Origin of the sequence: Pantoea sp. AN62, from assembly GCF_050432985.1 — a bacterium.
In the GTDB taxonomy this organism is placed as follows: Bacteria; Pseudomonadota; Gammaproteobacteria; order Enterobacterales; family Enterobacteriaceae; genus Pantoea; species Pantoea brenneri.
Genome location: NZ_JBNPYB010000007.1, coordinates 102,266 through 128,984, shown reverse-complemented (window position 1 = coordinate 128,984; position 26,719 = coordinate 102,266). Strand labels below are relative to the sequence as shown.

Annotated in this window: 22 protein-coding genes; 10 read left to right on the top strand and 12 right to left on the bottom strand. The window is 55.6% G+C overall.

Annotation, left to right across the window (positions count from 1 at the left end; genetic code table 11):
• Positions 1–30: 30 nt before the first annotated feature.
• The 3 genes from mtlD (at position 31) to FHW04_RS10330 (ending at position 2,256) form a co-directional block, all read left to right on the top strand.
• Entirely contained in the window at positions 31–1,179 is a 1,149-nt protein-coding gene (gene mtlD, locus FHW04_RS10340) for a mannitol-1-phosphate 5-dehydrogenase (protein WP_089561609.1), read from the top strand.
• Positions 1,180–1,243: 64 nt separating this feature from the next.
• Positions 1,244–1,789, top strand: coding sequence for a mannitol operon repressor MtlR (mtlR, locus tag FHW04_RS10335; protein ID WP_176035878.1), 546 nt, complete (start codon positions 1,244–1,246; stop codon positions 1,787–1,789).
• 104 nt (positions 1,790–1,893) lie between these two features.
• Entirely contained in the window at positions 1,894–2,256 is a 363-nt protein-coding gene (locus FHW04_RS10330) for a YibL family ribosome-associated protein (protein ID WP_031375572.1), read from the top strand.
• 8 nt (positions 2,257–2,264) lie between these two features.
• On the opposite strand, the gene FHW04_RS10325 is transcribed toward FHW04_RS10330, so the two are convergent.
• From FHW04_RS10325 to FHW04_RS10315, 3 genes are all read right to left on the bottom strand, one after another.
• Positions 2,265–3,227 (bottom strand): VirK/YbjX family protein, encoded by a 963-nt coding sequence (locus FHW04_RS10325; protein WP_089561610.1) that lies wholly within the window; start codon positions 3,225–3,227, stop codon positions 2,265–2,267.
• A gap of 212 nt (positions 3,228–3,439) precedes the next feature.
• Positions 3,440–4,057 (bottom strand): superoxide dismutase [Mn], encoded by a 618-nt coding sequence (gene sodA, locus FHW04_RS10320; RefSeq protein WP_031375573.1) that lies wholly within the window; start codon positions 4,055–4,057, stop codon positions 3,440–3,442.
• Positions 4,058–4,314: 257 nt separating this feature from the next.
• Complete coding sequence (locus FHW04_RS10315) at positions 4,315–5,655, bottom strand: aspartate aminotransferase family protein (protein WP_031375574.1); 1,341 nt, start codon at positions 5,653–5,655, stop codon at positions 4,315–4,317.
• 177 nt (positions 5,656–5,832) lie between these two features.
• Here FHW04_RS10315 and FHW04_RS10310 point away from each other — a divergent pair, with 177 nt between their 5' ends.
• Positions 5,833–6,609, top strand: a complete 777-nt coding sequence (locus FHW04_RS10310; RefSeq protein ID WP_089561611.1) for a DeoR/GlpR family DNA-binding transcription regulator — start codon at positions 5,833–5,835, stop codon at positions 6,607–6,609.
• Here FHW04_RS10310 and fdhD read toward each other — a convergent pair.
• On the bottom strand, positions 6,606–7,430 hold the full coding sequence (fdhD, locus tag FHW04_RS10305; RefSeq protein WP_181956013.1) for a formate dehydrogenase accessory sulfurtransferase FdhD: 825 nt from the start codon (positions 7,428–7,430) through the stop codon (positions 6,606–6,608). The two genes, FHW04_RS10310 and fdhD, sit on opposite strands and share 4 nt — an antisense overlap.
• A gap of 403 nt (positions 7,431–7,833) precedes the next feature.
• Between fdhD and fdnG the strand changes: the two genes are divergently transcribed.
• The 5 genes from fdnG to FHW04_RS10280 are packed head-to-tail and all read left to right on the top strand — an operon-like array spanning position 7,834 to position 13,996.
• Entirely contained in the window at positions 7,834–10,884 is a 3,051-nt protein-coding gene (fdnG, locus tag FHW04_RS10300) for a formate dehydrogenase-N subunit alpha (RefSeq protein ID WP_089561612.1), read from the top strand.
• A 12-nt stretch (positions 10,885–10,896) separates the two neighbouring features.
• Positions 10,897–11,802 (top strand): formate dehydrogenase subunit beta, encoded by a 906-nt coding sequence (gene fdxH / locus FHW04_RS10295; protein ID WP_089561657.1) that lies wholly within the window; start codon positions 10,897–10,899, stop codon positions 11,800–11,802.
• A complete protein-coding gene (gene fdoI / locus FHW04_RS10290) occupies positions 11,799–12,440 on the top strand; it encodes a formate dehydrogenase cytochrome b556 subunit (RefSeq protein WP_089561613.1) in 642 nt (213 codons plus the stop codon). The genes fdxH and fdoI overlap by 4 nt, the downstream gene beginning before the upstream one ends.
• Complete coding sequence (fdhE, locus tag FHW04_RS10285; RefSeq protein ID WP_031375578.1) at positions 12,440–13,366, top strand: formate dehydrogenase accessory protein FdhE; 927 nt, start codon at positions 12,440–12,442, stop codon at positions 13,364–13,366. The genes fdoI and fdhE overlap by 1 nt, the downstream gene beginning before the upstream one ends.
• Before the next feature lie 18 nt (positions 13,367–13,384).
• Positions 13,385–13,996, top strand: a complete 612-nt coding sequence (locus FHW04_RS10280; protein WP_031375579.1) for a glutathione S-transferase — start codon at positions 13,385–13,387, stop codon at positions 13,994–13,996.
• 50 nt (positions 13,997–14,046) lie between these two features.
• Here FHW04_RS10280 and FHW04_RS10275 read toward each other — a convergent pair whose 3' ends face one another.
• Positions 14,047–15,318, bottom strand: a complete 1,272-nt coding sequence (locus FHW04_RS10275; protein ID WP_089561614.1) for a glycosyltransferase family 9 protein — start codon at positions 15,316–15,318, stop codon at positions 14,047–14,049.
• 620 nt (positions 15,319–15,938) lie between these two features.
• On the opposite strand from FHW04_RS10275, the gene FHW04_RS10270 reads away from it, so the two are divergent.
• Positions 15,939–16,175 carry a SymE family type I addiction module toxin gene (locus FHW04_RS10270; RefSeq protein WP_089561615.1) on the top strand — a complete coding sequence of 79 codons (237 nt, stop codon included), beginning with the start codon at positions 15,939–15,941 and terminating at the stop codon, positions 16,173–16,175.
• A gap of 39 nt (positions 16,176–16,214) precedes the next feature.
• Here FHW04_RS10270 and FHW04_RS10265 read toward each other — a convergent pair whose 3' ends face one another.
• From FHW04_RS10265 to glyQ, 7 genes are all read right to left on the bottom strand, one after another.
• A complete protein-coding gene (locus tag FHW04_RS10265; protein WP_094106098.1) occupies positions 16,215–16,472 on the bottom strand; it encodes a hypothetical protein in 258 nt (85 codons plus the stop codon).
• Entirely contained in the window at positions 16,459–21,489 is a 5,031-nt protein-coding gene (locus FHW04_RS10260; protein ID WP_286882143.1) for a hemagglutinin repeat-containing protein, read from the bottom strand. The genes FHW04_RS10265 and FHW04_RS10260 overlap by 14 nt, the downstream gene beginning before the upstream one ends.
• Before the next feature lie 260 nt (positions 21,490–21,749).
• On the bottom strand, positions 21,750–22,016 hold the full coding sequence (locus FHW04_RS10255; RefSeq protein WP_031593498.1) for a hypothetical protein: 267 nt from the start codon (positions 22,014–22,016) through the stop codon (positions 21,750–21,752).
• Entirely contained in the window at positions 22,013–22,963 is a 951-nt protein-coding gene (locus tag FHW04_RS10250) for a hypothetical protein (protein ID WP_089561617.1), read from the bottom strand. The genes FHW04_RS10255 and FHW04_RS10250 overlap by 4 nt, the downstream gene beginning before the upstream one ends.
• Entirely contained in the window at positions 22,926–23,159 is a 234-nt protein-coding gene (locus tag FHW04_RS10245; protein WP_094106097.1) for a hypothetical protein, read from the bottom strand. The genes FHW04_RS10250 and FHW04_RS10245 overlap by 38 nt, the downstream gene beginning before the upstream one ends.
• A 375-nt stretch (positions 23,160–23,534) precedes the next feature.
• A complete protein-coding gene (glyS, locus tag FHW04_RS10240; RefSeq protein ID WP_089561619.1) occupies positions 23,535–25,604 on the bottom strand; it encodes a glycine--tRNA ligase subunit beta in 2,070 nt (689 codons plus the stop codon).
• Between the two features lie 9 nt (positions 25,605–25,613).
• Entirely contained in the window at positions 25,614–26,525 is a 912-nt protein-coding gene (gene glyQ, locus FHW04_RS10235; protein ID WP_031375581.1) for a glycine--tRNA ligase subunit alpha, read from the bottom strand.
• Between the last annotated feature and the right edge of the window lie 194 nt (positions 26,526–26,719).

Sequence of the window (26,719 nt, the reverse complement as noted above, 5' to 3'; positions counted from 1 at the left end):
CCCTTCGTCATTTGATATGGGTCAAAAATTATGAAAGCGTTACATTTCGGAGCAGGAAACATTGGTCGCGGCTTCATCGGTAAATTACTGGCGGATGCAGGTATCGAACTGGTTTTTGCTGATGTGAATCAGGTGGTGCTGGATGCACTCAACGCGCGTCATGAGTATCCCGTTCATGTGGTTGGCGAACAGGCCAAAGTGGAAAGAGTAAAAGGCGTTAGCGCAGTAAACAGCACCAGCGATGAGATCATCACGCTGGTGTCAGAGGTTGATCTGGTGACCACGGCGGTTGGCCCGCAGATTCTGGAACGCATCGCCACCAGCGTTGCCAACGGTCTGGCCAGACGCAGCGACAACGGTAATCTCCGTCCGTTAAACATCATCGCCTGTGAAAACATGGTGCGCGGCACCAGCCAGCTGAAACAGCATGTGCTGAAAGCACTGCCGCAGCAGTATCACGCCTGGCTGGAACAGCATGTCGGTTTTGTTGATTCTGCGGTCGATCGCATCGTCCCCCCTTCCGAGGCAGGCAGCACCGATCCGCTGGAAGTGACGGTCGAAACCTTCAGCGAATGGATTGTCGATAAAACCCAGTTCAAAGGCGATCTGCCGGCCATTCCAGGCATGGAGCTGACCGATAATCTGATGGCCTTCGTCGAGCGTAAACTGTTCACTCTGAATACCGGTCATGCCATCACCGCTTATCTTGGCCAGCTGGCGGGTCACCAGACCATCCGCGACGCGATCCTTGATGAAAAAGTACGGGCGATTGTTAAAGGCGCGATGGAAGAGAGCGGCGCAGTGCTGATTAAGCGTTACGATTTTGACGCCGATAAGCACGCGGCTTATATCCAGAAAATCCTCGGCCGGTTTGAAAATCCTTACCTGAAAGATGATGTTGAGCGGGTCGGCCGCCAGCCGTTACGTAAACTGAGCGCGGGCGATCGCCTGATCAAGCCGACGCTGGGTACGCTGGAGTATGGCTTGCCGCACGATTGTCTGGTACAGGGTATTGCGGCCGCGATGCACTATCGCAGCGATCAGGACCCGCAGGCTCAGGAGCTGGCTGCGCTGCTGGCAGGGAAAGGCCCACAGGCCACGCTGGCTGAGATTTCCGGACTGGACGCCAACAGCGAAGTGGTGGCTTCTGTGGTGAGCGCCTGGCACGCTATGGCATAATGCGCGCGTGTTAGTGACGCAAGCCGGGCGCAGTTCGCCTGCGCCCAACGGCGGTATTGAACCTATGCAGGCAATAATGGAACAGAAGCAAGCTTTTGAAAACCGGGTGCTTGAGCGCCTGAACGCCGGTCGCTCGGTGAGAAGCTTTCTGATCGCCGCCGTTGAGCTATTGGCTGAAGCGGTCAATTTGCTGGTGTTGCAGGTGTTCCGCAAAGACGATTACGCCGTCAAATATGCCGTTGAACCGCTGCTGCTGGGCAATGGTCCGCTGGGTGAACTGTCGGTGCGCCTCAAGCTGATTTACGGACTTGGCGTCATCAGCCGGCACGAATATGAAGATTGTGAACTGCTGCTGGCGCTGCGCGAGGAACTGAATAACGACACCGGCGATTACCGCTTTACCGATGATGAGATTCTCGGGCCGTTTGGCGAGTTACACTGCGTGACCGCCTGGCCACCTGCGCCGGTGTTTCACACGGAGGATGCGGAGCTGCGCAGCATGCAACAGCAGCGCTATCTGCAGATGGTGCGTTCCACCATGGTGCTGTCGCTCACCGAGCTGATCTCCCGCATCAGCCTGAAGCAGGCTTTCAAAAAGTCCGCCAATTAAATCTATCAGGTGCCAGACCGGCACCTGATATCGCTGTAACCTCACCGGGAATATGCGCCCGATTTGGTGTATCCTTTGCCTGTTTTCCTCAACGAGTTGTTGTCATGAAAGAGCAAGAAAAGAACGAAATCAAACGTCTCAGCGATCAGCTGGACGCCCTTAACCGCAAAGAGCCACAGTTACTTGAATCGGGTGATGTTGAGAAACTGGGCGCACTGCTGAAAGAAAAAGAGACGCTGGTCACTGAGATTGAGCGCCTGCGTAATCAGCGCGTCGAGAAGCTGAGTGCCGAAGCGCAGAAGCTGCAAAAGATGGGCTTCAGCCGCGAAATCACTAAGAAAGAGCAGGCGAACCTGGGCGCGCTGAAAAAAAGCGTGCGCGGCCTGGTTGTGGTGCATCCAATGACCGCGCTGGGACGTGAAATGGGTCTGCAAGCGATGACCGGCTTCGCTAAAACGGCCTTCTGATCGGGCGATCAGGCGGCAGCCTGATCGATCCTGTGCTCGCCGGCGGCAGCATCAACCTGCTCCGCCAGCGTATCCAGCAGTTGGTAACGACGGCGATACTCTGCACGCTTCTTGCTGGCAATCTCTTCCAGGGTTTTACGTGGCAGGCTTAACGGCAGCGTAAACATCCCATCCCGGCGTGCCTTTCCGTTCAGCGACAGCCAGAATTCGCTGTAGCTGGCAAAGAATTTATCCCCTTTACTGTGACGATAGCGCAAGCTCCGGAAAACATGGGTTTCATCGCCGACCGCCAGGATATTTTCCACCCCACACTGCCGTGCCACAATAAACACCACTTCCATTAACAGACGTTTCGGAAATAGACCGTGTGCCGCTTTGGTCGCCTCGCGAATAACGTCATTGCTGATATGTTTACGCGGCCCCTGCAGTCCGCCAATTAATAAGGTGCGCTTTTTATTCTCGTTAATAATCGAGAAGGAGAGCGAGGCAATAATTTCGCTGTTATAACGCAGCACCAGCGTCACTTCGCCTTCGCGGTCGAAATAACCCGAACTGCAGGAGAGTAAAAACGTCTCGTCATTTTTACCGTTCAGCGACGCCAGTAAATTATCACCGGTGCTTTGCAGCAGCTGGCGTAACGCCGGATTCGGCAGATTATTCATCAGGGTATAGTGATCCAGAATCGCCTGTGCACGCGCCGCAATGCTGATGCCGGCCCGCAGATAAGGGCGGTGCAGCTTGGCGGGCAGCAGCCCCTGGGTGCTCATCAGCAGCCCGATTTGCGGTAAATGCGACAGCTGATGTAAATAACGCAACGTTGTCAGTGGCGATATTAAGCTCCTTAACACAAATTTCAGCCGAAAACGCTTGCTCAGCCAGAGCTTATTTGGGATATATTTTCCGCTTATTAACTGAAAAAACAGCGAAGCAGATGAATCAGTGCGGGTCTGGTGAGTAGTTATAATTGACATAGTTAGCGACACACAGTTAGCAGGAATGTCGCTGAGGATAAAACAACCATTATCAACGGCAGGTTAATGTGGCATAAGGTTAAAAAGCGCCCTGCTTTAAACCTGTGGTTTGTTTATTTTTGGTTTAATTAAGCCTGGCCGGAATTAAGGCGAAAAAAAACCGGCGGAGCCTGTCCACCGGTTTATTATCATCACGTTAACGCAAAGATGACTTACTGAGCAGCAGCAAAGCGCGCTGCCGCTTCGTCCCAGTTAACCACGTTCCAGAACGCTTTGATGTAGTCAGGACGCTTGTTCTGATACTTCAGGTAGTAAGCGTGTTCCCATACATCCAGACCGAGGATTGGGTAGCCAGAAACGCCGGCGATCGCTTCGCCCATCAGCGGGTTATCCTGGTTAGCCGTAGAAACGACCGCCAGTTTGTCGCCTTTTTTAACCAGCCACGCCCAGCCAGAACCGAAACGGGTCGCTGCGGCTTTCTCAAACTCTTCCTGGAATTTTTCCACGCTGCCGAAATCTTTTTCGATAGCGGCTTTCAGGTCGCCCTGCAGGGTGGTACCAATTTTCAGGCCTTTCCAGAACAGGCTGTGGTTAGCGTGACCGCCAGCGTTGTTGCGCAGTGGGCCTTTTTTATCTGCTGGCAGCTGATCCAGTTTGGTGATCAGCTCGTCGACCGGCAGATTGGCAAATTCAGTGCCTTCCAGCGCCGCGTTCGCGTTGTTGACATAGGTCTGGTGATGTTTAGTGTGATGGATTTCCATCGTCTGCTTGTCGAAATGCGGTTCCAGTGCGTCGTATGCGTAAGGCAGGGATGGCAGTGAATAACTCATGTTCTTCCTCTCCATTTAGTATTTGAGCAGCACGACGAATTCGGGACGTGCCGCGTAAGCAGTCGAATCATTATAGTTAAATTCATGTAGCGTAAAAGGGTAATCAATGCCCTATTAACCATAAGGATTTGAGCAATCCGGCAAAAGCAACCCGTTGTTTTTACAGACTGCCGCCTGATGTGATGCTTTTCAGACGGCTTTGGCCTTGCTTCTGCGCGACGTGGCGGCAGCCTCAGCGCCGCTCTGCTGGCCTGGACTCAGCGACCCAGTTCGCGCAGCGCGCTGTCGAGCGCGCCGACCAGCCAGTCGATGTCGCCCTGCTGGAACGCCAATGGCGGACGCAGTTTCAGCACATTCCCATACGGGCCAGCGACCGATGTCAGCACCCGATGCTCACGCAGTTTCTCAATCAGGTCCAGCGCCAGCGCTTTGTCAGGCGTTTTGCTGTCACGATCGGTGACCAGCTCAAAGCCAATAAACAGCCCGGCACCGCGCACATCACCGATGCAGTCGTAGCGATCCATCAGGCTGCGCAGTTCGGCCAGCAGTTTCGCCCCGACTACGCGGCTATGCTCCTGCAAGCCCTCTTCGGTGATCACGTTCAGCACCGCCTGCGCCGCCGCCATTGCCACCGGATTACCGCCAAAAGTATTGAAGTAAGGAATCGAGTCGCTGAAGGCTGCCAGCACCTCACTTTTGGCCAGCAGGCCCGATACCGGAATGCCATTGCCCATCGGTTTACCGGTGGTAATGATATCCGGCACTACATCGTGACGACCAAAGCCCCAGAAGGCATCACCGGTGCGGCCAAAGCCAGGCTGCACTTCATCGGCGATGAAAATGCCGCCATTGGCATGCACCACGTCCACGGCGCGTTTCAGGAAGCCGCGCGGATCCGGCAGCACCCCGTCGGAGGAGAAAATGGAATCCGCCAGAAAACCGGCAAATTTAATGCCGTGCGCAGCCATATCATCAATCTGCTGCTGAATCTGATCGGCAAACCATTCGCCCAGATCGGGCGCATCAACCCGATACGCATCAGGCGGCATCACCAGCCGGGTGGTCGCCGCCAGCGGCTGTCCACTGCCGAGCGCCGGCGAAGCACCGGAGGTCAGCTCACTGGTGCCGTGATACGCCTCTTTACTGACGATAATGCCGCTGCCGCCGCTAAAGGCGCGCGCCACGCGAATCGCCAGATCGTTAGCCTCAGAGCCGGTACACATGTACATGGCGCGATCGATCGCCGCGGGCGTGGTGGCCAGCAACGCTTCGCTGTAATCGAGGATATTTTCATGCAGATAACGGGTGTGGGTGTTCAGCATTTTCATCTGCTGCGTCACCGCCTCAATCACCGCCGGATGGCAATGGCCGATGCTCGCCACGTTGTTATAGACGTCAAGATACTTGTCGCCGGCCGCGTCCCACAGATATTGCCCCTCACCACGCACCAGATGCACCGGCTTGCGATAGAACAGGCGATAGGATTCGCCGAGCACTTTGCTGCGTTTTTCGGTCATTTTACGGGTGTCGCTATCCAGCGCATCCGCATGTTCGGCCCGAAAACTGTTGGTATCCATAATAGTGGAACGCGTGGCCATGATAACTCCCGTTGCGAGGTGAAGTGGTTGAGGCTGATAGCCCATCATGCCTGCCTGCGCTAAAAATGCAACCAAATACACAAATACAACCAAATACACATGACGGCATCCGGGCGCTCAGGTAAGCTTAGTCACTGATTCAGCCGACTTTCGCACTGCGCCTATAAGGAACCGACCATGCTGCAGGAAACGCGTCTTCAGCGCATTCGTGCCCTGCTGACCACCTTAAATCAGGTCAGCACCGATCGCATCATCAGGGAACTGGGGGTGTCACGCGAAACCGCGCGCCGCGACATTATTGAGCTGGAAGCACTGGGGCAGGCACGCCGTGTCCACGGTGGTCTGGTAGCCATTGAGACGCCGCCGGAGCCGCCGCTGACGGTACGCCGTGCCGCACAGGCCAGAGAAAAACGCGCCATCGCCCGGGCAGCCGCGCAGTTATTGCAGCCGGGACAGACGCTGTTTATTGATGCAGGCAGCACCACCACCCTGTTAGCCGGGGAGCTGCGCGCACTCTCCGGTCTGACCATCCTCACCAACAGTCTGCAGGCTGCGCTGGCACTCAGCGCCGGCGAGGAGCATGACGTGCTGGGTAACGAGATTATTTTACTGGGCGGAACACTGTCAGCCGGCGCGCAGCAGACGCGCGGCGAAATTACCGTCGGAGAGATCGTCCGTTATCGCGCCGATGTTGCGCTGCTGTCGCCGGTCGGCATTGACGCCAGTCGCGGTGCCACCAGTTTTCATCCGCACGAAGCGGCGATTGCCCGGGCGATGGTGCAGCAGTCCGCCACCACCGTTTTACTGGCAGACCACAGCAAGCTGGGCGTGGTCAGCCGCACGGTGTACGCTGCGCCGCAGGTGATTACCACGCTGATTACCGATGGCGGCGGTGAGATTTCTTCTGCGCTGGCCGCCTTACAGCAGGCGCTGCCGCAGGTAATAGTGGTTTAAATCAGGCGCTGCGGATGGCTGTAAACGGTCGCGCGTCCCGGCTTGCTGAAGCCGACCAGCGTCAGGTTGCATCGCTCAGCAACCTCAACCGCCAGCCGCGTCGCCGCCGAAACCGCAAACAGAATCTCGACGCCGCACATCGCCGATTTCTGCACCATTTCATAGCTGGCGCGACTGGATACCAGTACCGCGCCATCGCCCCAGTCTGCCTGGCTGCGGTAGCCCAGCAGCTTATCCAGCGCCACATGACGGCCGACATCTTCACAGCCGCCCGCCAGCTGGCCATCCGGCTGGATCCATGCAGCGGCGTGGGTACAACCGGTTTTCTGCCCGACCGGCTGGTAATCTTTCAGCTGGCCCAACGCCCGATCCAGCTGTGCGAGAGCAAAGGTCTGGGTAAACGGTAAGGGCGACAGCGGTTTGCCGATCTGATCCAACTGTTCAACGCCACAGACGCCGCAGCCGGTGCGACCGGCCATCGCACGACGCTGCGCTTTCAGCGCCATAAAGCGGCGGCTGGAGAGTTCAATCTGCACTTCAATACCGTTACAACCCGGCACCACATCCATCCCGAAAATATCTTCCGGCGCGTCGATAATCCCCTCCGACAGCGAGAAACCCAGCGCAAACGCCTCCAGATCTTTTGGCGTCGTCATCATCACCACGTGAGAAATGCCGTTATAGACCAGCGCCACCGGGACCTCTTCCGCCAGCCAGTCAGGCTGCGCCACCGCAAGATCTGCGCGCTGCCACACCTGGGCCTCGCTGATGCCGGGCTGAATTGTTAAATCTTCGTCGGAAGCGTGCGGAATAACGTTCAAAGAGTACGACCTGTTGTTAACAAATAATGAAAGAGGACTGACCGCGCTGTCGTTCAAAAACAGCCCGGCAGCAGCTAATTTTGCCCTCTGGCATGGGACAGCGCAAATAAACCACGGGGCAATTGATGCGATTCTGCTGACGCAGATTGCGCCCGCCGCGCCCGCTGGCGGCAGAATGAGAATGATTCTTCCTCATGCTTTAAACGCGGCCAGCCTCCGGCCGCGATCGTTGTTGCCCCTACTCATAAAGAGGGAGTAACGGGACTTTTTTTTCAGCGAAATTTTAACACTGTGTAAAAAATGGATTACTAATGACTAACCTGTTGACCCGGGTCAATTTACATACAGGGAGGGCTGCTATTTTGCATTGATTCGCAATGGAGTTAATAAAGAAGAATAATCAATGCAAGTAAGCAGACGGAGTTTTTTCAAAATCTGTGCCGGCGGTCTGGCTGGCACCAGCGCAGCACTATTAGGGTTTGCCCCGGTAAACGCCCTCGCCAGCGTCAGAGAATATAAGCTGATCCGCGCCAGAGAAACGCGCAATAACTGCACCTACTGCTCGGTCGGCTGCGGCATGCTGATCTACAGCCTGGGTGACGGTGCGAAAAATGCCAGCGCCTCGATTTACCATATCGAAGGCGATCCCGATCATCCGGTCAGTCGCGGCTCACTCTGTCCAAAAGGGGCCGGCGTGCTCGACTTTATCCACAGTGAGCAGCGGCTGAAATACCCGGAATACCGCGCGCCAGGCAGCGATAAATGGCAGCGCATCAGCTGGCAGGAGGCGTTTGAGCGCATCGCCCGGCTGATGAAGCAGGATCGCGACGCCCATTTCCAGACCAGCAACGCCGACGGACTCACGGTTAACCGCTGGCCAACCACCGCGATGCTCTGTTCATCCGCCGCCAGCAACGAGACCGGCCTGCTCGACCAAAAATTTGCGCGTGCGCTCGGCATCGTGGCGCTGGAGAATCAGGCGCGGCTCTGTCACGGCCCCACCGTTGCCGCACTGGCTCCGAGCTTTGGGCGCGGCGCAATGACCAATCACTGGAACGACATCAAAAACGCCAATGTGGTGCTGATCATGGGCGGCAATCCGGCCGAGGCGCATCCGGTCGGGTTTAAATGGGTGATTGAAGCCAAAATTCACAACCAGGCTCAGGTGATTGTGGTCGACCCACGTTTTAACCGCTCTGCCGCGGTCGCCGATCTCTACGCCCCGCTACGCGCCGGCAGCGACGTGGTGTTCCTGATGGGGGTGATTAACTATCTGCTGCAACATGACCACATTCAGCATCAGTATGTACGCGCCTTCACCAATGCCGCGCTGATTGTTGATGAGGGCTACCGCTTCAGCGACGGCCTGTTCAGCGGCTACGATGCCGCATCGCGCCACTACGATCGTCAGAGCTGGCGCTATGCGCTCGATGAAAACGGCCATGCGCAACGCGATGAGAGCTTCAGCCATCCGCGCTGCGTGCTCAACCTGCTCAGGGAGCACGCCAGCCGTTACACGCCGGAAATGGTGGCGCGCCTGTGCGGCACACCGCAGGAGAGCTTCCTCAGCATATGCCAGCAACTGGCCGCCACCTGCGTGCCCGATCGCACCACCACCATCCTGTATGCGCTCGGCTGGACCCATCACACCAACGGTTCGCAGATTATCCGCACCGCCGCCATGATCCAGCTGCTGCTCGGCAATATTGGTATGCCCGGTGGCGGCATCAATGCGCTGCGCGGCCACTCCAACGTGCAGGGCTTTACCGATCTTGGCCTGCTGGCACAAAGCCTGCCGGGCTATCTGCCGCTGCCGTCAGAGAAAATGCCCACCCTGGCGAGCTATCTGCAGCAGGCGACGCCTGCGGCCCCGCTGCCGGGCCAGGTTAATTACTGGCAGAACAGTGACAAATTTTTCGTCAGCATGATGAAGAGTTTTTATGGCGATAACGCCACCGCGGAGAATCAATGGGGTTACCACTGGCTGCCGAAGTGGGACAAAAGCTACGACTGCATGGCGCAGGCGGAGATGATGGAGCAGGGCGAACTGAACGGCTGCCTGATTCAGGGCTTCAACCTGCTGGCCGCCTTCCCGGATAAAAATAAAGCCTGTCGCGCCCTGTCGCGTCTGAAATATATGGTGGTGATCGACCCGCTCAGTACCGAAACCGCCAGCTTCTGGCAGCATCATGATGAGTTTAATAACGTCGATCCGGCCAATATCCAGACCGAGGTGTTCCGTCTGCCCTCCTCCTGTTTCGCTGAGGAAGCAGGTTCGGTAGCGAACTCCTCGCGCTGGCTGCAGTGGCACTGGGCCGCCGCCGAGCCGCCGGCTGAAGCACTGCACGACGGCAAAATTCTCGGCAATCTGTTTTTGCGTCTGCGCGATCTTTATCGCCAGGAAGGCGGCACCGCCCCAGAGCCGCTGATGGCGATGCGCTGGGATTACCACGATCCCGCTAACCCGTCGCCGGAAGAGGTGGCGCAGGAGAGTAATGGCCGGGCGCTGGCTGACATTTATGATGACAGCGGCACGCTGCTGCTGAAAAAAGGCCAGCAGCTTAACGGCTTTTCGGAGCTGCGTAATGATGGCACCACCGCCAGTGCCTGTTGGATCTACGCGGGCAGCTGGACTTCACAGGGCAATCAGATGGCGCGGCGCGATAACGCCGATCCTTCCGGCCTGGGAGCCATCTCCGGCTGGGCCTGGGCCTGGCCCGCTAACCGGCGCATCCTCTACAACCGCGCCTCTGCTGATGCCGATGGCAAAGCCTGGGACCCGCAGCGCCGCCTGATCGAGTGGGATGGCGCACGCTGGCACGGCATTGATGTACCGGACTATCCGCTGACCCTGCCGCCGCAGCAGCAGGCCGGGCCGTTTATCATGCAGCCCGATGGTCTCGGTCATCTGTTTGCGCTCGACAAACTGGCTGATGGCCCGTTCCCGGAACACTACGAGCCGATGGAAAGCCCGCTGGCTGACAATCCGCTGCATCCGCAGCAGCGTCACAGTCCGGTGGTGCGGTTGTTCCGCAACGATGCGGCCAGTCTGGGCGAGGCCGCTGACTATCCCTGCGTGGCGACCACCTACTCGATTACTGAACTGTTCCGCCACTGGACCAAACACGCCCTGCTGAACGCCATTGCGCAGCCGGAGCAGTTTGTCGAGATCGGCTCCGAACTGGCCGCAGAGAAAGGAATACGCGCCGGGGACAGCGTCAGGGTGACGTCACGTCGCGGCTATATCAAAGCCAAAGCGGTGGTGACGCGCCGTCTGCCACGTCTGATGATCGACGGCAAGCCGGTCGATACCGTGGGCATTCCCTGTCACTGGGGCTTCGAAGGCACGACGCGCAAAGGCTTTCTCGCCAATACGCTGACCCCTTCAGTTGGCGATGCCAACTCACAGACCCCGGAATACAAGGGATTTTTAGTGAACGTGGAAAAAGCGTAACGGTGGATGACGATGGCTTACCAATCACAAGATATTATTCGTCGCTCAGCGACCAACGGACTCACCCCGCCACCGCAGGCGCGCGATCATCAGCGCCAGGTCGCAAAATTAATCGACGTCACCACCTGCATCGGCTGTAAAGGCTGTCAGGTGGCCTGCTCAGAGTGGAACGACATCCGCGCCGAGGTCGGGCATAACGTGGGGATTTATGACAACCCCACCGACTTAAGCGCCAAAGCCTGGACGGTGATGCGCTTCTCCGAAGTGGAAGAGAACGGCAAGCTGGCGTGGCTGATTCGCAAAGATGGCTGCATGCACTGCGCCGATCCCGGCTGCCTGAAAGCCTGTCCATCGGCGGGGGCCATTATTCAGTACGCCAACGGCATCGTCGATTTCCAGTCAGAGCAGTGTATTGGCTGCGGCTACTGTATCGCCGGTTGCCCGTTCAACGTGCCCCGACTGAATAAAGAGGATAACCGCGTCTACAAATGCACCCTGTGCGTGGATCGCGTCAGCGTCGGCCAGGAGCCGGCGTGCGTTAAAACCTGCCCGACCGGTGCCATTCATTTCGGCAGCAAAAGCGACATGCTGACGCTGGCCGCCGAACGCGTTGCTGAACTTAAGGCGCGCGGTTACGCCCAGGCCGGGGTGTATAACCCGGCAGGCGTTGGCGGCACCCATGTGATGTATGTCCTGCATGACGCCAGTCAGCCGCAGCGCTATCACGGTTTACCGGCCGATCCGCATATCAGCCCGACCGTTACCTTCTGGAAAGGTATCTGGAAACCGGTGGCCGCCGTCGGTTTTGCCGCCACCTTCGCCGCCTCGCTGTTCCACTATGTCGGCGTGGGCCCGAACCGGGTCGCCGAACACCACAATGATGACGACGACGATCGCGCGGAGGAGCGCAAATTATGAAAACTTCCGATCGCCTGGTGCGTTATCGCCCGGCAGAACGCATTAATCACTGGATTGTCGCCTTATGCTTTGTGCTGGCTTCGCTGAGCGGGTTAGGCTTTTTCTTTCCCTCCTTCAACTGGCTGATGCTGATATTGGGCACGCCACAGCTGGCGCGTATTCTGCATCCGTTTGTGGGGGTGGTGATGTTTGCCGCCTTTATGCTGATGTTTTTGCGCTACTGGCGGCATAATCTGGTCAATCGCGACGATCTCTACTGGGCCAGAAATATTCACCGTATTGCCCTGAATGAAGAGGTCGGTGATACCGGTAAATATAACTTTGGTCAGAAGTGTGTGTTCTGGGCTGCTATCATCTGCTTAGTACTGCTGCTGGTCAGTGGCATTGTGATCTGGCGACCTTACTTCGCCGGTGCATTCACTATTCCGCTGATTAGACTGGCACTGGTGGTGCATTCGGTTTCCGCCACGGCGCTGATCCTGATGATCATGGTGCATGTTTATGCCGCGCTGTGGATCAAAGGCACCCTGACGGCGATGGTAGAGGGTTGGGTCAGTTCCGACTGGGCCAGACAGCATCATCCGCGCTGGTACCGTGAGCAGCGTAATCAGCCTCTTAAACAGGAAAAACGCCCCTGATGAGTATTCGCATTATCCCGCAAGATCAGCTGGAGAAGAGCGAAAAAACGACGGCGGAGATGATTCCGCCGTTACTTTTTCCACGGCTGAAAAACCTGTACAGCCGCCGTGCTGCGCGACTGCGCGACCTGGCGGCTAAAAATCCACTGGGTGACTATCTGCGTTTTGCCGCAGTGATTGCCGAAGCGCAGGAAATTGTACTGTATGACCATCCGCTGCATATGGATCTGCAGGCGCGGCTGGTCCAGAGTGCCAGTGAAGGCAAGCCGCCGCTGAATATCCATACGCTGCCGCGCGATACCCACTGGCACCGATTGCTGCACTCACTGATCGCTGAGCTGAAGCCAGAAATGAGTGGCCAGGCGCTGGCAGTGCTGGAAAACCTGGAGAAAGCCTCGGCGACCGAGCTGGAGACGCTGGCCAGCGCGCTGTTCGCCGGCGAATATGCACAGGTCAGCAGCGACAAGGCACCGTTTATCTGGGCGGCGCTGGCCCTTTACTGGGCGCAGATGGCCGCGATGATCCCGGGCAAAGCGCGCGCCGAAATGGGCGACCAGCGTCAGTTTTGTCCGGTCTGCGCCAGTATGCCGGTCGCCAGTGTGGTACATATGGGTAGCCATGATGGCGCACGTTATCTGCATTGCAACCTGTGCGAGAGCGAGTGGTACGTGGTGCGCAGTAAATGTACCCAGTGCGAACAGACCCGCGATCTGCACTACTGGTCGCTCGACAGTGAGCACGCGGCGGTGAAAGCGGAGAGTTGCGGCGACTGCGGCACCTATCTGAAGATGCTGTATCAGGAAAAGAACCCGGCTATCGAACCGGTCGCCGACGATCTGGCGTCGCTGGTGCTGGATGCCCGGATGGAGCAGGAAGGCTTTGCCCGCAGCAGCCTTAACCCGTTTATGTTTCCTGGCGAATCGTAGCTAACCTGGAGAAACCCGATGAAACTGATTGGCAGCTATACCAGCCCGTTTGTGCGTAAGATTTCGGTCATCATGCTGGAAAAAGGCATTATCTTTGAGTTCGTTAACGCATCGCCCTACAGCGATGACAGTCACGTTCCGCACTACAATCCGCTGGGAAAAGTCCCGGCGCTGGTGGCTGACGATCAGCAGATCTGGTTCGATTCCAGCATCATTGCAGAGTTTCTGGAGCTGCGCGGCGATGCGCCCGCCCTGCTGCCTGCCGATCCTCATCAGTCGCTGCACATCCGCCAGCTGGAGAAACTGGCGGATGGCGTCAGCGACGCCGCGCTGGTAATTGTGCGTGAGCAGATGCGGCCAGGCAATCAGCAGTCAGAAGAGGTGTTGCTGCGTAACCGGGAAAAAATCCAGCGCAGCCTCGATATGCTGGAGACCCTTGCCGCCGAGGGCAAATGGCTCAATAACGGCCAGCTCAACCTGGCCGATATCGCCACCGGCTGCATGATCGGTTACCTCAATTTCCGGCGGGTGGTACCAAACTGGTGCGTGGAGCGGCCGGCACTGGTGAAACTGGCGGAAACGCTGTTTCAGCGTGAGAGTTTTGCGCGGACAACGCCGCCTGCGACGTAATGGTGATCTGAGCCAGACTTCATTAAGAGGGACAATGGTGTCTGGCAGGATTACGCTTTATTAACCAGTCCGCAGTAGTGCTGGTCAGAAGAGGCGATACACAGGTCGTGAGCAAGATAACTCTGCGCACTGACTGGTTCCCTCAACACGATCACTGATACAGATTCCTGAATGTTCACCTCACGCTTGCCCAATAAATTCCTGCGGATTAGCTCGTTAAGAATACGTTCAGGGATATTCTCAACATCAGATGTTTTATCATCATGAACAATTATGTGGCTTGCTTTTTCATAGCCTGGTGCCCACATATTATTATTAGGTGAATTTTTATAAACAGCGATAAGGGGTTTCTTCCACGCAGCAGCGATATGTACAATTGATGTATCTGGCGTTATAACTGCGTCTGACTCTTTAACCAATGCCATCACATGATGCAATGTATAAAAGGGATTTTTCACAACATTATCAGGAAGCGGCACCACCATTTCGTTGCGATGGTCGAGAATGATGACTTTTACCTCTCTGTTGTTATCATTAATCATTTTAATAATCTTCAGCAATTGCTGTTGCGAGAAGTTCCTTTCCGGCGTGCCTGCAAACGCATTAATAATAATTTTTTTCCAGGGACTAAGAAAGTGCCTCACCTCATCAAGCACAACATCAGGAAAATGCAGGCTATAAGTGACATTGCCTGTCGCTTCAATGCCAATACACTTACTGATCAAAGAAAGTAACTCTGTAACATGCTGCTTTTCATTTTTGTAGGAAACTGAAACGGTATAATGCCTGATGTCAGATTTCTTATTTAGCCCAATAACGAATCTGGCATTGATATCCCGAAAAAGCTTCAGCCGATGCACTGGCGTTTCAGATAAACAAGGATCGATAATCAGATCGTATTTATTTTTATTTAGCAAGCTCATGGTTGACTTTGAAACGGTGTGATTTAAAGACTTCAGATAATTTTTGTAACTGCAATCTGCTGCCTTATAAATATGTCTGATAAAAGGGCTGTATTGCATCACACCGTAACAGGCTTCTGTTACCAGTAAATCAACTATATAGCCAGCCTGGTGAAGAGACCGGATGAGTGGAGTCGAAACAATGATATCCCCTACTTTACCTTCATTGCGAACAAGCAGTATTCTTTTCACGGAATCAGGTTCAAAGCACACTTTATTTCGTTTATCCCAGAGAAGCTTTGCAATAGAGATTTTCGCCTCGAGTTTCACCTCTTTGAGAAAGTAGTTCCTTCTTCGATTCCATTCGCGTATTTTTTTGAATGACCCCTGTGACACTGTGATTCTTACATCCTTATTCATTGCACCCTTGCTGCTTCCTGAGCAGATGATTTATTTGATACAAAATATCACAAGCCAACAGTCGTTTATTTATATCAATCTTTTAATAAGGGAGCAATTATACAACACCCTGAAACGCGCACTATATAAGAACATTTAATCGCCCTGAAAGATTATCATTCATTTAACATGCCTGATTGGATTTTTGCTAAAAACACCCAACCACTTTTGACCCCATTAACCTTGCTGCATCATGCGTTATGATATGACAACTTAGGTTAACAAATATAATAACTTCACCTATAAAACCTAACTGTTAATTGAGATAACTAATTTAATCATAGAGAAAATTAAATAGAACACTCCACTTTAAACGATTATTTCCACATATTACTTCCGAAGATATCGCCAGAATGAATACTCTCGGAGATAATTATTATCGACCGGAAAAATAATCCGTTTTTCAGAAATTCCTCGCTGTTTATTAAATAACCTTCAGCGAGTTTACATTGAAGGAGGTGTATATTTGAACAGGATTAAACAGGAAAAGGAGAAGGTAACGAGAGATTTTTTAGCGCGGCTGAAACGGGTTGGCGCCCGTTTCAGCCGCTGACCACAAGCAACTAACAGGAGTAGTTGATATGGCTGAGCATGATAGTAAGCCAGAAGTGTGTGTTTCCAAAGCGTTACGGCAGCTGAAGGTGGGATATACCAGCATCCGTCACGAAAAACGTTCGACCGGTATGACCACGTACTACAGCCGCACGCCCAGCCTGCATCTCAAAGGCAACTGGCTGGAGGAGGCAGGGTTTGGGACCGATACGCCGGTCACCGTGGCCGTGGAGCGGGGGCAACTGGTGATCCAGCCTGTTAAGTGACAGGCAAAAAGATCCCGGCTCGGTGGCCGGGATCTTTAGTTATTTAGGTAACCCTTTTTTGTCCTTATGCTCTTGTACTCTGGCTTTTATCCAGAGACCAACTCCAAGAGTTAAGCCAATAACTAAACCTTTTTTTACGGAAATGAAGATAATTTCCTTCCAGTCAAACAAAAAGGAACCAACTTTGAAATAAATCAGCATTGAACCAATAAAGTTCGCTACGAAGCAAATACAAAAAAAAACAAAAGAACAGCGATAAGCGAGCGTTACGAGTTTGCATATTTTATTTTTCTTCATTTTTTTGTTCCACTTTATCAAGAGTATCTTTTGTAATGCCACCGACTATTTCACTTGCTGCTGAGCCACCAATAGCACCAATTACTTCAGCAGTACCTTCTTTGGCTGCTGTAGATAATCCGCCAGTAATGTACTTATCCGATTTACTCCCTGCGACAGAGCCTATTCCTGCACCAATTACCGAATTTACTGGGTTTTCTCCCTTAATCCCACTACCAATGGCTGCACCGCCCATATTTATTACAGCCGATATTCCGATACCTTTTCCTGTTGTCGCAGCTGCTGTGACTCCCGCCATAATCGCATCCACATAACTGAACAGATCTTTCCCACCACGCTGAGACATTGAATTAACGGTGGTTCCTATGGCTGCATTGATTGCAATAGTTTCTTTAATTGTGCTGCCCAGTATCGAACCACTAAATGTCAGTGGTAAATCTCCTATGCTGGCATTTGATTTGTGATAACCCCAGGTATTCATTATCGTCTGCGCTTTTAACATCGCTTCAGAGTCAGGAGCGCGTTTAATGTAGTCCTGCCCTGACAGCAATCCTTTAACAAGTTCCAGCGAGACGGCGGAACCGTAATTCTTCTCCATCTCCGAGGCATAAACTCGAAGGTAACCGGACAGCTCAGCACGCTCTGTGCTGGTCATCTGTGACGGGTCTTTGGTGAATTTTAACATCAGGTCATCGCTGCGTTTGTCGGCATTTTCCAACTGAATAAGCTCATTAGCTGCAGCCAGTGACTTATCACCATTCTTAATTTTTTCAACAGCTATTTTGAGCTTGTCCGAAGATGTGTCACCAAGAAAATTATTCTCAACCGCGTTTTTACCTGCCTGCGCACCCGCCACCGCGTCCGCCGTGCTGTCTCCGGCAACGCCGCCAGCCAGACCCGCCGCCAGCGTTCCCAGCGCACTCATCGTCTGCTTCTCCGTTTCCGACAGATCGCCGACCGTTTTACCCGGATACAACTGCTTCATCACCAGCCCGGCCATCAGTTCGCCGCTGACGCCGCCGGCTGCTCCCGCCAGCGCATTGTTCCCGGATGCGTAAGACGCTACCGCCCCGACAACCGCGTGGGCCATCGCCTGCGCTTCCGGGTTGCCTTCCGTCAGCTTATGTATCTGCTCAGCAAGATACGGACTTGCCGCGCCGCTCAACGCCTGCGCCACGTTCCCGCCCGACAGGCCCTGCACCGCCGCCGTTACCGCACTGATGGCCTGCTGCACCTTACCGCCGGTGCCGAACCCGCTCTCCGCGAACGCCTGCCTGTAGAAGTTGCTGTAAACCTGTTTACTGACGTCGCTTGCGCTGTACTGCTTCGTCGGATCCTTCAATTTAAGCTCAGCCAGCGCCCTGTCGCGGTCGGTCTGCGTGGCGCCGGACATCTTCTCGTTCGCCTCCCGGGTTGCGATGATCTCACCCTGCGTCCGCGCAATATCGCCCGCCTGGCTGCCGATTTCACCTATCAGCTGCGCCGCCTTCAGCCGGTTCTGCTCCTTCTCCTTGTCAAAGATAACGTCCAGACCCGGATTCGCATTTTCCACGTCGCGGCTTAAACCGGCAACGTCCTGCGCCTGTTTCTCCTTATCGCGGATAACGATGGTGCCTTCGCTCACCGCCGCCTTCGTCACAGAGTCTGCGCTGCCGCTGTCGTTCAGCCCCGCCAGCATCCCGTTCGCCATGTTCCCGGCGAACTGACCGCCCACGCTGCCGCCCGTGCTTATCCCGGCGCTCTGGTGCTCCACCTCATATTCCGCGTGGTTCTCAATATTGCCGAAGCCCAGCGTGCCGGTGTCGAGCCGGTTCTTATCGGCGGAGGCCGTTGAGCTGATAACCGCGCCGTTCAGCTGCGTATGCTCACCCACCGTCACGTCAAAGCCGCCCTTCCCGGCAAAAATCCCCGTCTGCTCCGCCACGCTCTGCCAGGTACTGTGCATCTTATCCCGGCTCACGTTCACGTTCGCCGACCCGGTCATTGAGCCGAAGGTGAAGCTGCCGCCCGCGCTGGCGCTCTGCTGTCTGCTGTCGTAGCGGTCGCTGTCCTGCTCTGAGGTCAGCGTCAGGTTGCGGCCCGCGTCCACCTTCACGCTCTCACCGCTGGCCTGCGCGCCCAGAAGCGTGATGTCGCGCCCGCTGGTCAGGCTGAGCCGGTTGCCCGCGTCCAGCGTGGTCTCGCTGTGCGTCAGCCCGTTGCCTTTTTCGCTGCCCTTCGCCGCGCTGACGCTCGCCGACACGCTGATGCCGTAGCCGCCTGACCCCACGCCGATGCCGACACCGACGCTGCCGCCCTTGCTGCTGTTTTTCCCATCGGTGCTCTGCGTGTTCTGCGCCGACTGCAGCAGGATGTCCCGTGACGCATCCAGGCTCAGGTCGCCGCCCGCCTTCAGCTGGCTGCCGGCGATGCTGATGTTGCCGCTCTGCGCCGTACCGTTTTTGCCGGTTGCCGTGACGGTCAGATTCCGGCCCGCCGTCAGCGTACTGCCCTGCGACTGACTGCTCTCAGTACGCGCTTCGCTTTTCGACGACTGGCTGCCGTACGAGGCGCTGACGCCGATGGTGTTGGTCGATCCCGCCTGATAGCCGTCCTGCCCGGGCTTCAGGTCGCCGGCTGCATTGTGCGCGTCCGCGGCGGCAGTGTTCAGCCCGTCCATCTGAGCCGCCTGCGCCGCCTGCACCCCGTTCAGCGCCGCCTGGGTGTTCTGCAGCGCGCTGACCCGCCCGTCACCCGACTTCCTGGCCTGCTGCGCGCTGCTCACCGCCGTGTTGAGCGCGCTGCCTGCCGTGCCTGACAGGGCGATGCTCAGACCGCTCTGTTTCTGCTCGAAGGTTTCCTTACGGCTGCGTGAATCAAAGCCCGGGTCGATAGTTACGCTGTCGCCCGTCAGGTTCATGTCTTTACCCGCCACCAGGTCTGCGCCGCCGACGTGCAGCCGGTTGCCCGCCGTGATGTCCACGCTGCCCTGGCTACTGCCGATGGTGCTGACGCTCTGGCTCTGGGTGGTGCCTTTCTCATCAATTTCGTGCCGCGTGGACTGCTTGCCGACGGTGAAGCCGATGCCGCCGCTGCTCATCAGCCCGCTTTTTTTCTTTTCTTTCAGCTGGTAGTGGCTGTCGGTCTCGGTTGCCGCGCCGATCTCCACGTCGCGCCCGGCCCGCAGACTGACGTCCTGGTCGGCAGCCACCGCCGAGCCGGTCACCGTCAGGTCGCGTCCGGCGATGACCGTGACGCTTTCGCCGCTCAGCAGGCTGCCGTTCTCGCGCGTGCTGCCGTCCTGCGTAATAGTGTGGCTGCTGCTCTTTTTCAGGAAGCCTTTTCTCTCAGAACGTTCTTCACTAAAGTCCAACGCCCGTTCGGTGGCGGTATTGAGGGTCACATCCTGTTTCGCCTGCAGTGCAACGGCCCCCAGCTCACTGTGCAGAGTGCTGGCCGTGGCGGTGATGTTGCCGTCCTGCGCTACCACCGTGACGCCATCACGTCCACTGAGCGTGCTCCCCACCACGTTCTCACTCAGCATTTCCTCTGAGCGTTCACCCTTAGTTTTCCGGCCGCGACTTTTTTCTTCTGAGACGCGGTGCTCGCTGTCTGTCGTGTGGTTGAGGATGACATCCTTTTTCGCCTGCAGCGCAACAGCACCCTGTCCGCTGTGCAGCGTGCTGCCGGTGACCGTCACGTCACCCTCACGCCCGATGACCGTTACGCCCTGTTCTCCGCCGAAGGTGCTTCCCATGCTGCCCTCGCGAATCGTCTCCTCGTCACGATGACTGCGGGTATTACCCAGCCGCCTGTTCTCGCTGTCCAGGTCCTGCGTGCGGGTACGCGCGTCCTTAATGGTAACGTTCTGCGCGCTGACGCCAATGCGGCCCTCGGCACTGTCAACCTGCGCGCCCTCGGCCAGCAGGTTATTACCCGCCACCAGCGTCACACCCTGGTCACCGCTCAGGGTGCTGAGCACCAGGCGATCTTCCTGACGGCTGTTGCTGACCGATGAAGTCCGGCTGCCAGCTTCAAGATGGGTGGTATTGGTGGTGGTTTCAGCGCCGATGTGAATGTCGCCGCCAGCCTGAACCCGGGCAGAGCCGGAGGCGCTGGCCTGGCTACCGGTCAGCGTCAGGTCACGCCCGGCCGAGAGCAGAAGATTGCCACCGGCGTTAAGCTCGCTGCCCTGCGCCTGCTGCCACTCGCCGCTGACCTGCGCCATGCGCCTGCCCGCTTCTTCCATGCCGCTGCTGGTGCGGTTACCTATCGCCCCGGAGATCACGTTCAGGCTGCCGCTGTGACTGCTTTTCGCGGCACCGATCGCAAGGTTGTTGCGCGCGCTCAGGCTGAGATTATCGGTGGCATCCAGCTTCGCGCCCTGTAGCCGGATATCAGTGCCGCTGAGGCTGATATCATCAGCGCTCATCGTCGCCTGACGCAGGGCATTCTGCAGATCGGTGCTGATCGTCAGCGTATCCGCTTTCACATCAATGCTACCCGCCTTGATGTCGCCTCCCTGGTGCAGGAACTGACCGCTGTCGACCGACAGCGCCTTATCCGCAAACAGGTTACCGGCATTGGTCACGCTGTCTGCCGAGAGCTGCAGATTACCGCCGCCAATCACCGCGCCCGCGCCAGTCAGGCGCAGCGTGGTCTGTGCCAGATAAACTTTCGGCACCCACACCGTCTGAGGGCCGTCTTCCGTATCAACCGTTTCGCTGACCAGCCAGACGATATCCTGTTGCAGCGCCGCAATCTGCTGCGGCGTCAACGCCAAGCCCGGCACCAGATGGAAATCCTGCGCCACTTTAGAGCCGTTGTTCATTAGCTCCTGATACTGCGTCATCGCATCCCAGCCGTTAACGGAAGGCCTGCCGGTCAGTTTCAGGACCTGCTCGCGTACCAGACGCTGCTCATAAAAACCGTCGCCCAGGCGTTTATGCACCTGTGTCGGGTCATAGCCCACCCGTTCAAGCAGATAGTCGCTGCTGATAAATTTGCTCTGGCTGGTAAAGCGCTCGTCAGTCACCACCAGGAATGGGCTGCCCGCTGCGGTTTGCTGACTGAACAGGCCGTTATCGGGCAGGGTGGTGGCGACTTTCTCCAGCTGTTGCAGCGCCGTCAGCGCCAGCTCTGCCGGTAACAGCGGTCGACCTGGCTGAGATGGGGAGTTGAGGCTGGACTGCGTAATCTGGCCGCCCGCCGCAAGTTCTGTGTCGCCGTCATGACGGGCAACGCCGTCTACGGCAAAGGCCAGGCCACACGGTATTAGCTGGTCAATGATTGAGGATATTAAATACCCTTGTTAAAACCCCTATTACCAAACTGATGCCCAAAACATTTTCCGGTTTTCATATCGACGTAAATATTCACGGGAGTAGAGGTCTCAATCTCCATCCATGACTTGTTTTCTACATCTTCGCTAGAAGTCTCAACGATATAGCATTCAACACCATCATAAAAAGCCGTTTGAATGAAAGTAAATTTCTCACTCCATCCCATTTTATGCCGGGATGCGTAGTCACGAGCGGCGTCCTTAGCGTCTTCTAAGCTTATCATTGCTGAATTCCATAATAGACATTGTACATAGCACCGCCTACAACAACCGGCCCAAGAAGTACGCCAGCTGCTTCATGTCGAAGTGCGGTAAAGGTAATCTCATAGTTATTGGTTAACGGGAATTTGAAACCATTAATAACATAACGTGGTGACATTCCTTTCGCTCTCATTAGCCCAACCATCTCGGCAAATGCTTCTTCCAGATACCGTAAAATATATGACCTGTTGTAGGAGCTAATATGCATAAAGGCTCTAAGCTCTCGAAGCAGATAAAACTTTGGCGCAATGGAGGAATGTACCCGCTCATGATATATGGCCGCCAGAACATCCTCAGCCGCTTGTTCCACTGTTTTTACTGTACGGTCGTAGGCTCTGCCAATAGTAATGTCACCCCATAAATTAGTTGAACCTAACCCGGCATTTTGCTTATCAGTAAAGCGGATTTTTGGGCGATACCGCCAGGATGAAGAAGTGTTTCGGGGGCCATTCATTGCGCGGCCCACTGATGCGCTGTATTTAGGCATACGTATATTTCTGTATGAATGCCTGAAGGCGTCGCGAGGGTTCTTTTTCAGTAAAATCGCCATCACAGTATCTACGCCAATCATGGTAATGGCTGCCGCTAAACAGGCAGCCGCATCATCAAGATCACTTTCGGTCCTGGCTTTGTATGTGGTCTTACCGAATTCGTAGAGTTTTTTTGAAGCCTCGACAGCCACACCACCTACGGCAGCCCAACCCGCCACAATCAGAATGAGGTCAGCTAACTCACCAATACCAAAAAAGTGTGCACCAGCCCATAAACCAGTTATTGCAGCCATTGTGGCCAATGCCTGAGGGGTCAGCATTACCAACAACTGTTGACCGACATCACCAGGCAGAATTTTTGCAGCCTTAGTGATAGAAAGTTCAAGTTTTTGCTGCATATCCATATTTGAGACATTCATCTAAACACCTTTTAGGATTATTTTCACGCATCTGCTGACGCAACTGTTGCCAGGTTTCAATCGCCTGGCCTTCTTCACGGAGGTTATCGGCTGGCAGCGCTGCCATCATCGGGAAAGCAGAGCAGAGCAACGCGCCTGCCACCATGGCGAGCAGACGCACTGGCGGATGCCAGAGCAATAAACAAATTCTTTTCATGAAAATTCCATTTCACTAACTGTAACCGGATGTAAATTTTGGCGAATTATCCATCAGGAAAGGGGAAAAACAAGAGGGTTGGCTATTTTTCGGGCGGTTTCTTAACCTCCGGATTTTGAAAAAATTTCAGGGTATTCCAGGAAAAAATCAACAAGTAACTATTTGATATATATGAAATATTTATCAGTTGGCACATCAACACAGCCGATTTTTGATGACCGGCAGTGGCAGTTTGAGAACTTTAGCGTATTCATTTGCACCCTAAAAAATGGCCGCTATAGCGGTCACACTCAGGTATGAGTTGAAAACATCAGGCCAAAAAATCCCATAAAAAAAGGGACGATAGCTCGTCCCTTTTCCGCACAACAAATAGCATTACTGCAGCAGCGAGATATCCGCCACCTGCAGGAACAGCTCACGCAGTTTTGACAGCAGCGTCAGGCGGTTAACCCGCACCGCCTGATCGTCGGCGTTAACCATCACTTTATCGAAGAAGTTATCAACGGCTTCACGCAGCTGCGCCAGTTCGATCAGCGCATCCTGATAGCGTCCTTCCGCGAAGTACGGCTGCAGCTTGCTGCTCAGCGCAGTGACAAACGTCGCCAGCTGGATCTCTTCATTCTCTTTCAGCAGTGATGCCTGCACGCTGTCATTCAGCGTTTCGGTCGATTTTGCCAGAATGTTAGAGACGCGCTTGTTGGCGGCGGCCAGCGCAGCGGCTTCATTCAGCGTACGGAAGTGCGATACCGCTTTCATGCGTGCATCAAAGTCAGCCGGACGGGTCGGACGACGCGCCAGCACCGCCTGCAGCGTATCAATGCTGTGGCCTTCTTCCTGATACCAGGCGCGGAAGCGACCCAGCATAAAGTCGATCACATCATCCACTACGCTGGCGTTGCTCAGCTTGCTGCCATACAGACGCACGGCTTCTTCAGTCAGGGTTTGCAGATCAAGCGGCAGATTCTTCTCGACGATGATGCGCAACACACCGAGTGCGGCACGACGCAGAGCAAACGGATCTTTGTCGCCTTTTGGATGCTGACCAATGCCAAAAATGCCGGCCAGCGTATCCATTTTGTCGGCGATCGCCAGCGCACAGGCGACCGGACTGGACGGCAAATCGTCACCGGCGAAGCGCGGCTGATACTGCTCATTCAGCGCGACGGCCACATCTTCAGCTTCGCCATCGTGACGCGCATAGTGCATCCCCATCACGCCCTGCGTGTCGGTGAACTCGAACACCATATTGGTCATCAGGTCACACTTCGACAGCAGGCCCGCGCGGGTCGCATGGTTGACATCGGCGCCAATCTGACCGGCAATCCAGCCGGCCAGCGCCTGGATGCGATTGGTTTTGTCACGCAGCGTGCCCAGTTCTTTCTGGAACAGCACTGTTTCCAGGCGCGGCAGATGATCTTCCAGACGTTTTTTGCGGTCGGTATTGAAAAAGAATTCCGCATCGGCCAGACGCGGACGCACCACTTTCTCGTTACCCGAGATAATCTGGCGCGGATCGCTGGATTCGATATTGGTGACGAAAATGAAGTTCGGCAGCAGGTTGCCGTTATCGTCATATACCGGGAAATATTTCTGATCGCCTTTCATGGTGTAGACCAGCGCTTCAGCCGGCACCTTGAGGAATTTCTCTTCAAAGGTGGCGGTCAGCACCACTGGCCACTCCACCAGCGAGGTCACTTCTTCCAGCAGGCTATCACTGAGATCGGCATTACCGCCCAGACGACGGGCGGCGGCTTCGGCATCGGCCTTGATCATCGCTTTACGGGTCTGGTAGTCGGCGATCACCTTGCCGCGTTTCTCCAGCACGTCCGGATACTGATCGGCGTTGTCGAGAGTAATGTCATGCTCGCCCATGAAGCGATGGCCGCGAATGGTGCGCGCAGAGTCCACGCCCAGAATGGTAGCGGGGATCAGCTCATCGCCCAGCAGCAGCGTCACGGTGTGAACCGGACGGACGAACTGCACGTCGCTGTCGCCCCAGCGCATCAGTTTTGGCACCGGCAGTTTGCTCAGCGCGGTGGCGATCATCGCCGGCAGCAGAGCCTGAGCCGCTTCGCCCTTAACCTGAGCGCGATAGACCAGCCACTCGCCTTTGTCGGTGCTCAGACGTTCAGCCTGATCAACGGTGATGCCGTTACCGCGTGCCCAGCCTTCTGCGGCTTTGGTGGCGTTACCGTCGGCGTCAAACGCTGCGCTGACCGCCGGGCCGCGCTTTTCCACTTCCCGATCGGGTTGTGAGGCGCTCAGGTTCGCCACTTTCAGCGCCAGACGGCGCGGTGCGGCAAACCAGCTGACGTCGCCGTGGTTCAGATTGGCGGCATCAAGTTCCGCAGTGACCTGCGCGGCAAAGGCTTCAGCCAGGCTGCGCAGGGCTTTTGGTGGCAGCTCTTCGGTGCCGATCTCCACCAGGAAGGTTTTCTCAGTCATGGCTGCCTCTTACTTTTTGTTATTGCACATCGGGAAGCCCAGTGCCTCGCGAGAGGCGTAGTAAGCTTCAGCCACGGCTTTCGTCAGGGTGCGGATACGCAGAATATAGCGCTGACGCTCGGTGACCGAGATCGCCTTACGCGCATCCAGCAGGTTGAAGCTGTGTGCCGCTTTCAGAATGCGTTCATAGGCGGGCAACGGCAGCGGTTTTTCCAGCGCCAGCAGGTGCTGCGCCTCTTTCTCGTACTGCTCGAAGCAGGTAAAGAGGAAATCCACGTCGGCGTATTCGAAGTTATAGGTGGATTGCTCCACTTCGTTCTGATGGAACACGTCGCCGTAGGTGGTTTTACCCAGCGGCCCGTCGCTCCACACCAGATCGTAGACACTGTCGACGCCCTGGATATACATCGCCAGACGTTCGAGACCGTAGGTGATTTCACCGGTCACCGGTTTACATTCCAGGCCGCCCACCTGCTGGAAGTAAGTGAACTGCGTCACCTCCATGCCATTGAGCCACACTTCCCAGCCCAGTCCCCAGGCACCCAGCGTTGGGTTTTCCCAGTTATCTTCCACGAAGCGAATGTCATGCACCGTCGGGTCCATACCCAGCTCTTTCAGCGACCCGAGATACAACTCCTGAATGTTGTCCGGTGACGGTTTGATGATCACCTGAAACTGGTAATAGTGCTGTAAGCGGTTCGGGTTTTCACCGTAGCGACCATCGGTCGGACGGCGTGACGGCTGCACGTAAGCTGCGGCGATCGGCTCCGGGCCGAGTGCGCGCAGGCAGGTCATTGGGTGCGAAGTGCCAGCGCCTACTTCCATGTCCAGCGGTTGAACAATGGTGCAGCCCTGACGTGCCCAGTAATCCTGCAAGGTCAGGATCAGGCCCTGAAAGGTCTTGGTATCAAACTTTTGCATGTTGAATTTGCACGCGATTGGCTAGATGAAAAAAGAGTGCGACAGTATACCCTTTGACCGCGCGATGTGCAGCCGGAAATCCTGTACGGTTGCGGCGCGGTTTGGTTGTCGCGTCCTTTTGCTGCCATACAGAGGGCTCCGAATCCTGCCGGCAAAGGTTGTTGCCACCGCCGCGCCTGGCTACCCTTCTCCGC

Bases quoted from the DNA above. Each gene is read 5' to 3' on its own strand.
- mtlD (WP_089561609.1), top strand. From the start codon at position 31: ATGAAAGCGTTACATTTCGGAGCAGGAAACATTGGTCGCGGCTTCATC.
- mtlR (WP_176035878.1), top strand. From the start codon at position 1,244: ATGCAGGCAATAATGGAACAGAAGCAAGCTTTTGAAAACCGGGTGCTT.
- FHW04_RS10330 (WP_031375572.1), top strand. From the start codon at position 1,894: ATGAAAGAGCAAGAAAAGAACGAAATCAAACGTCTCAGCGATCAGCTG.
- FHW04_RS10325 (WP_089561610.1), bottom strand. From the start codon at position 3,227: ATGTCAATTATAACTACTCACCAGACCCGCACTGATTCATCTGCTTCG.
- sodA (WP_031375573.1), bottom strand. From the start codon at position 4,057: ATGAGTTATTCACTGCCATCCCTGCCTTACGCATACGACGCACTGGAA.
- FHW04_RS10315 (WP_031375574.1), bottom strand. From the start codon at position 5,655: ATGGCCACGCGTTCCACTATTATGGATACCAACAGTTTTCGGGCCGAA.
- FHW04_RS10310 (WP_089561611.1), top strand. From the start codon at position 5,833: ATGCTGCAGGAAACGCGTCTTCAGCGCATTCGTGCCCTGCTGACCACC.
- fdnG (WP_089561612.1), top strand. From the start codon at position 7,834: ATGCAAGTAAGCAGACGGAGTTTTTTCAAAATCTGTGCCGGCGGTCTG.
- fdxH (WP_089561657.1), top strand. From the start codon at position 10,897: ATGGCTTACCAATCACAAGATATTATTCGTCGCTCAGCGACCAACGGA.
- fdoI (WP_089561613.1), top strand. From the start codon at position 11,799: ATGAAAACTTCCGATCGCCTGGTGCGTTATCGCCCGGCAGAACGCATT.
- fdhE (WP_031375578.1), top strand. From the start codon at position 12,440: ATGAGTATTCGCATTATCCCGCAAGATCAGCTGGAGAAGAGCGAAAAA.
- FHW04_RS10280 (WP_031375579.1), top strand. From the start codon at position 13,385: ATGAAACTGATTGGCAGCTATACCAGCCCGTTTGTGCGTAAGATTTCG.
- FHW04_RS10275 (WP_089561614.1), bottom strand. From the start codon at position 15,318: ATGAATAAGGATGTAAGAATCACAGTGTCACAGGGGTCATTCAAAAAA.
- FHW04_RS10270 (WP_089561615.1), top strand. From the start codon at position 15,939: ATGGCTGAGCATGATAGTAAGCCAGAAGTGTGTGTTTCCAAAGCGTTA.
- FHW04_RS10265 (WP_094106098.1), bottom strand. From the start codon at position 16,472: ATGAAGAAAAATAAAATATGCAAACTCGTAACGCTCGCTTATCGCTGT.
- FHW04_RS10255 (WP_031593498.1), bottom strand. From the start codon at position 22,016: ATGATAAGCTTAGAAGACGCTAAGGACGCCGCTCGTGACTACGCATCC.
- FHW04_RS10250 (WP_089561617.1), bottom strand. From the start codon at position 22,963: ATGAATGTCTCAAATATGGATATGCAGCAAAAACTTGAACTTTCTATC.
- FHW04_RS10245 (WP_094106097.1), bottom strand. From the start codon at position 23,159: ATGAAAAGAATTTGTTTATTGCTCTGGCATCCGCCAGTGCGTCTGCTC.
- glyS (WP_089561619.1), bottom strand. From the start codon at position 25,604: ATGACTGAGAAAACCTTCCTGGTGGAGATCGGCACCGAAGAGCTGCCA.
- glyQ (WP_031375581.1), bottom strand. From the start codon at position 26,525: ATGCAAAAGTTTGATACCAAGACCTTTCAGGGCCTGATCCTGACCTTG.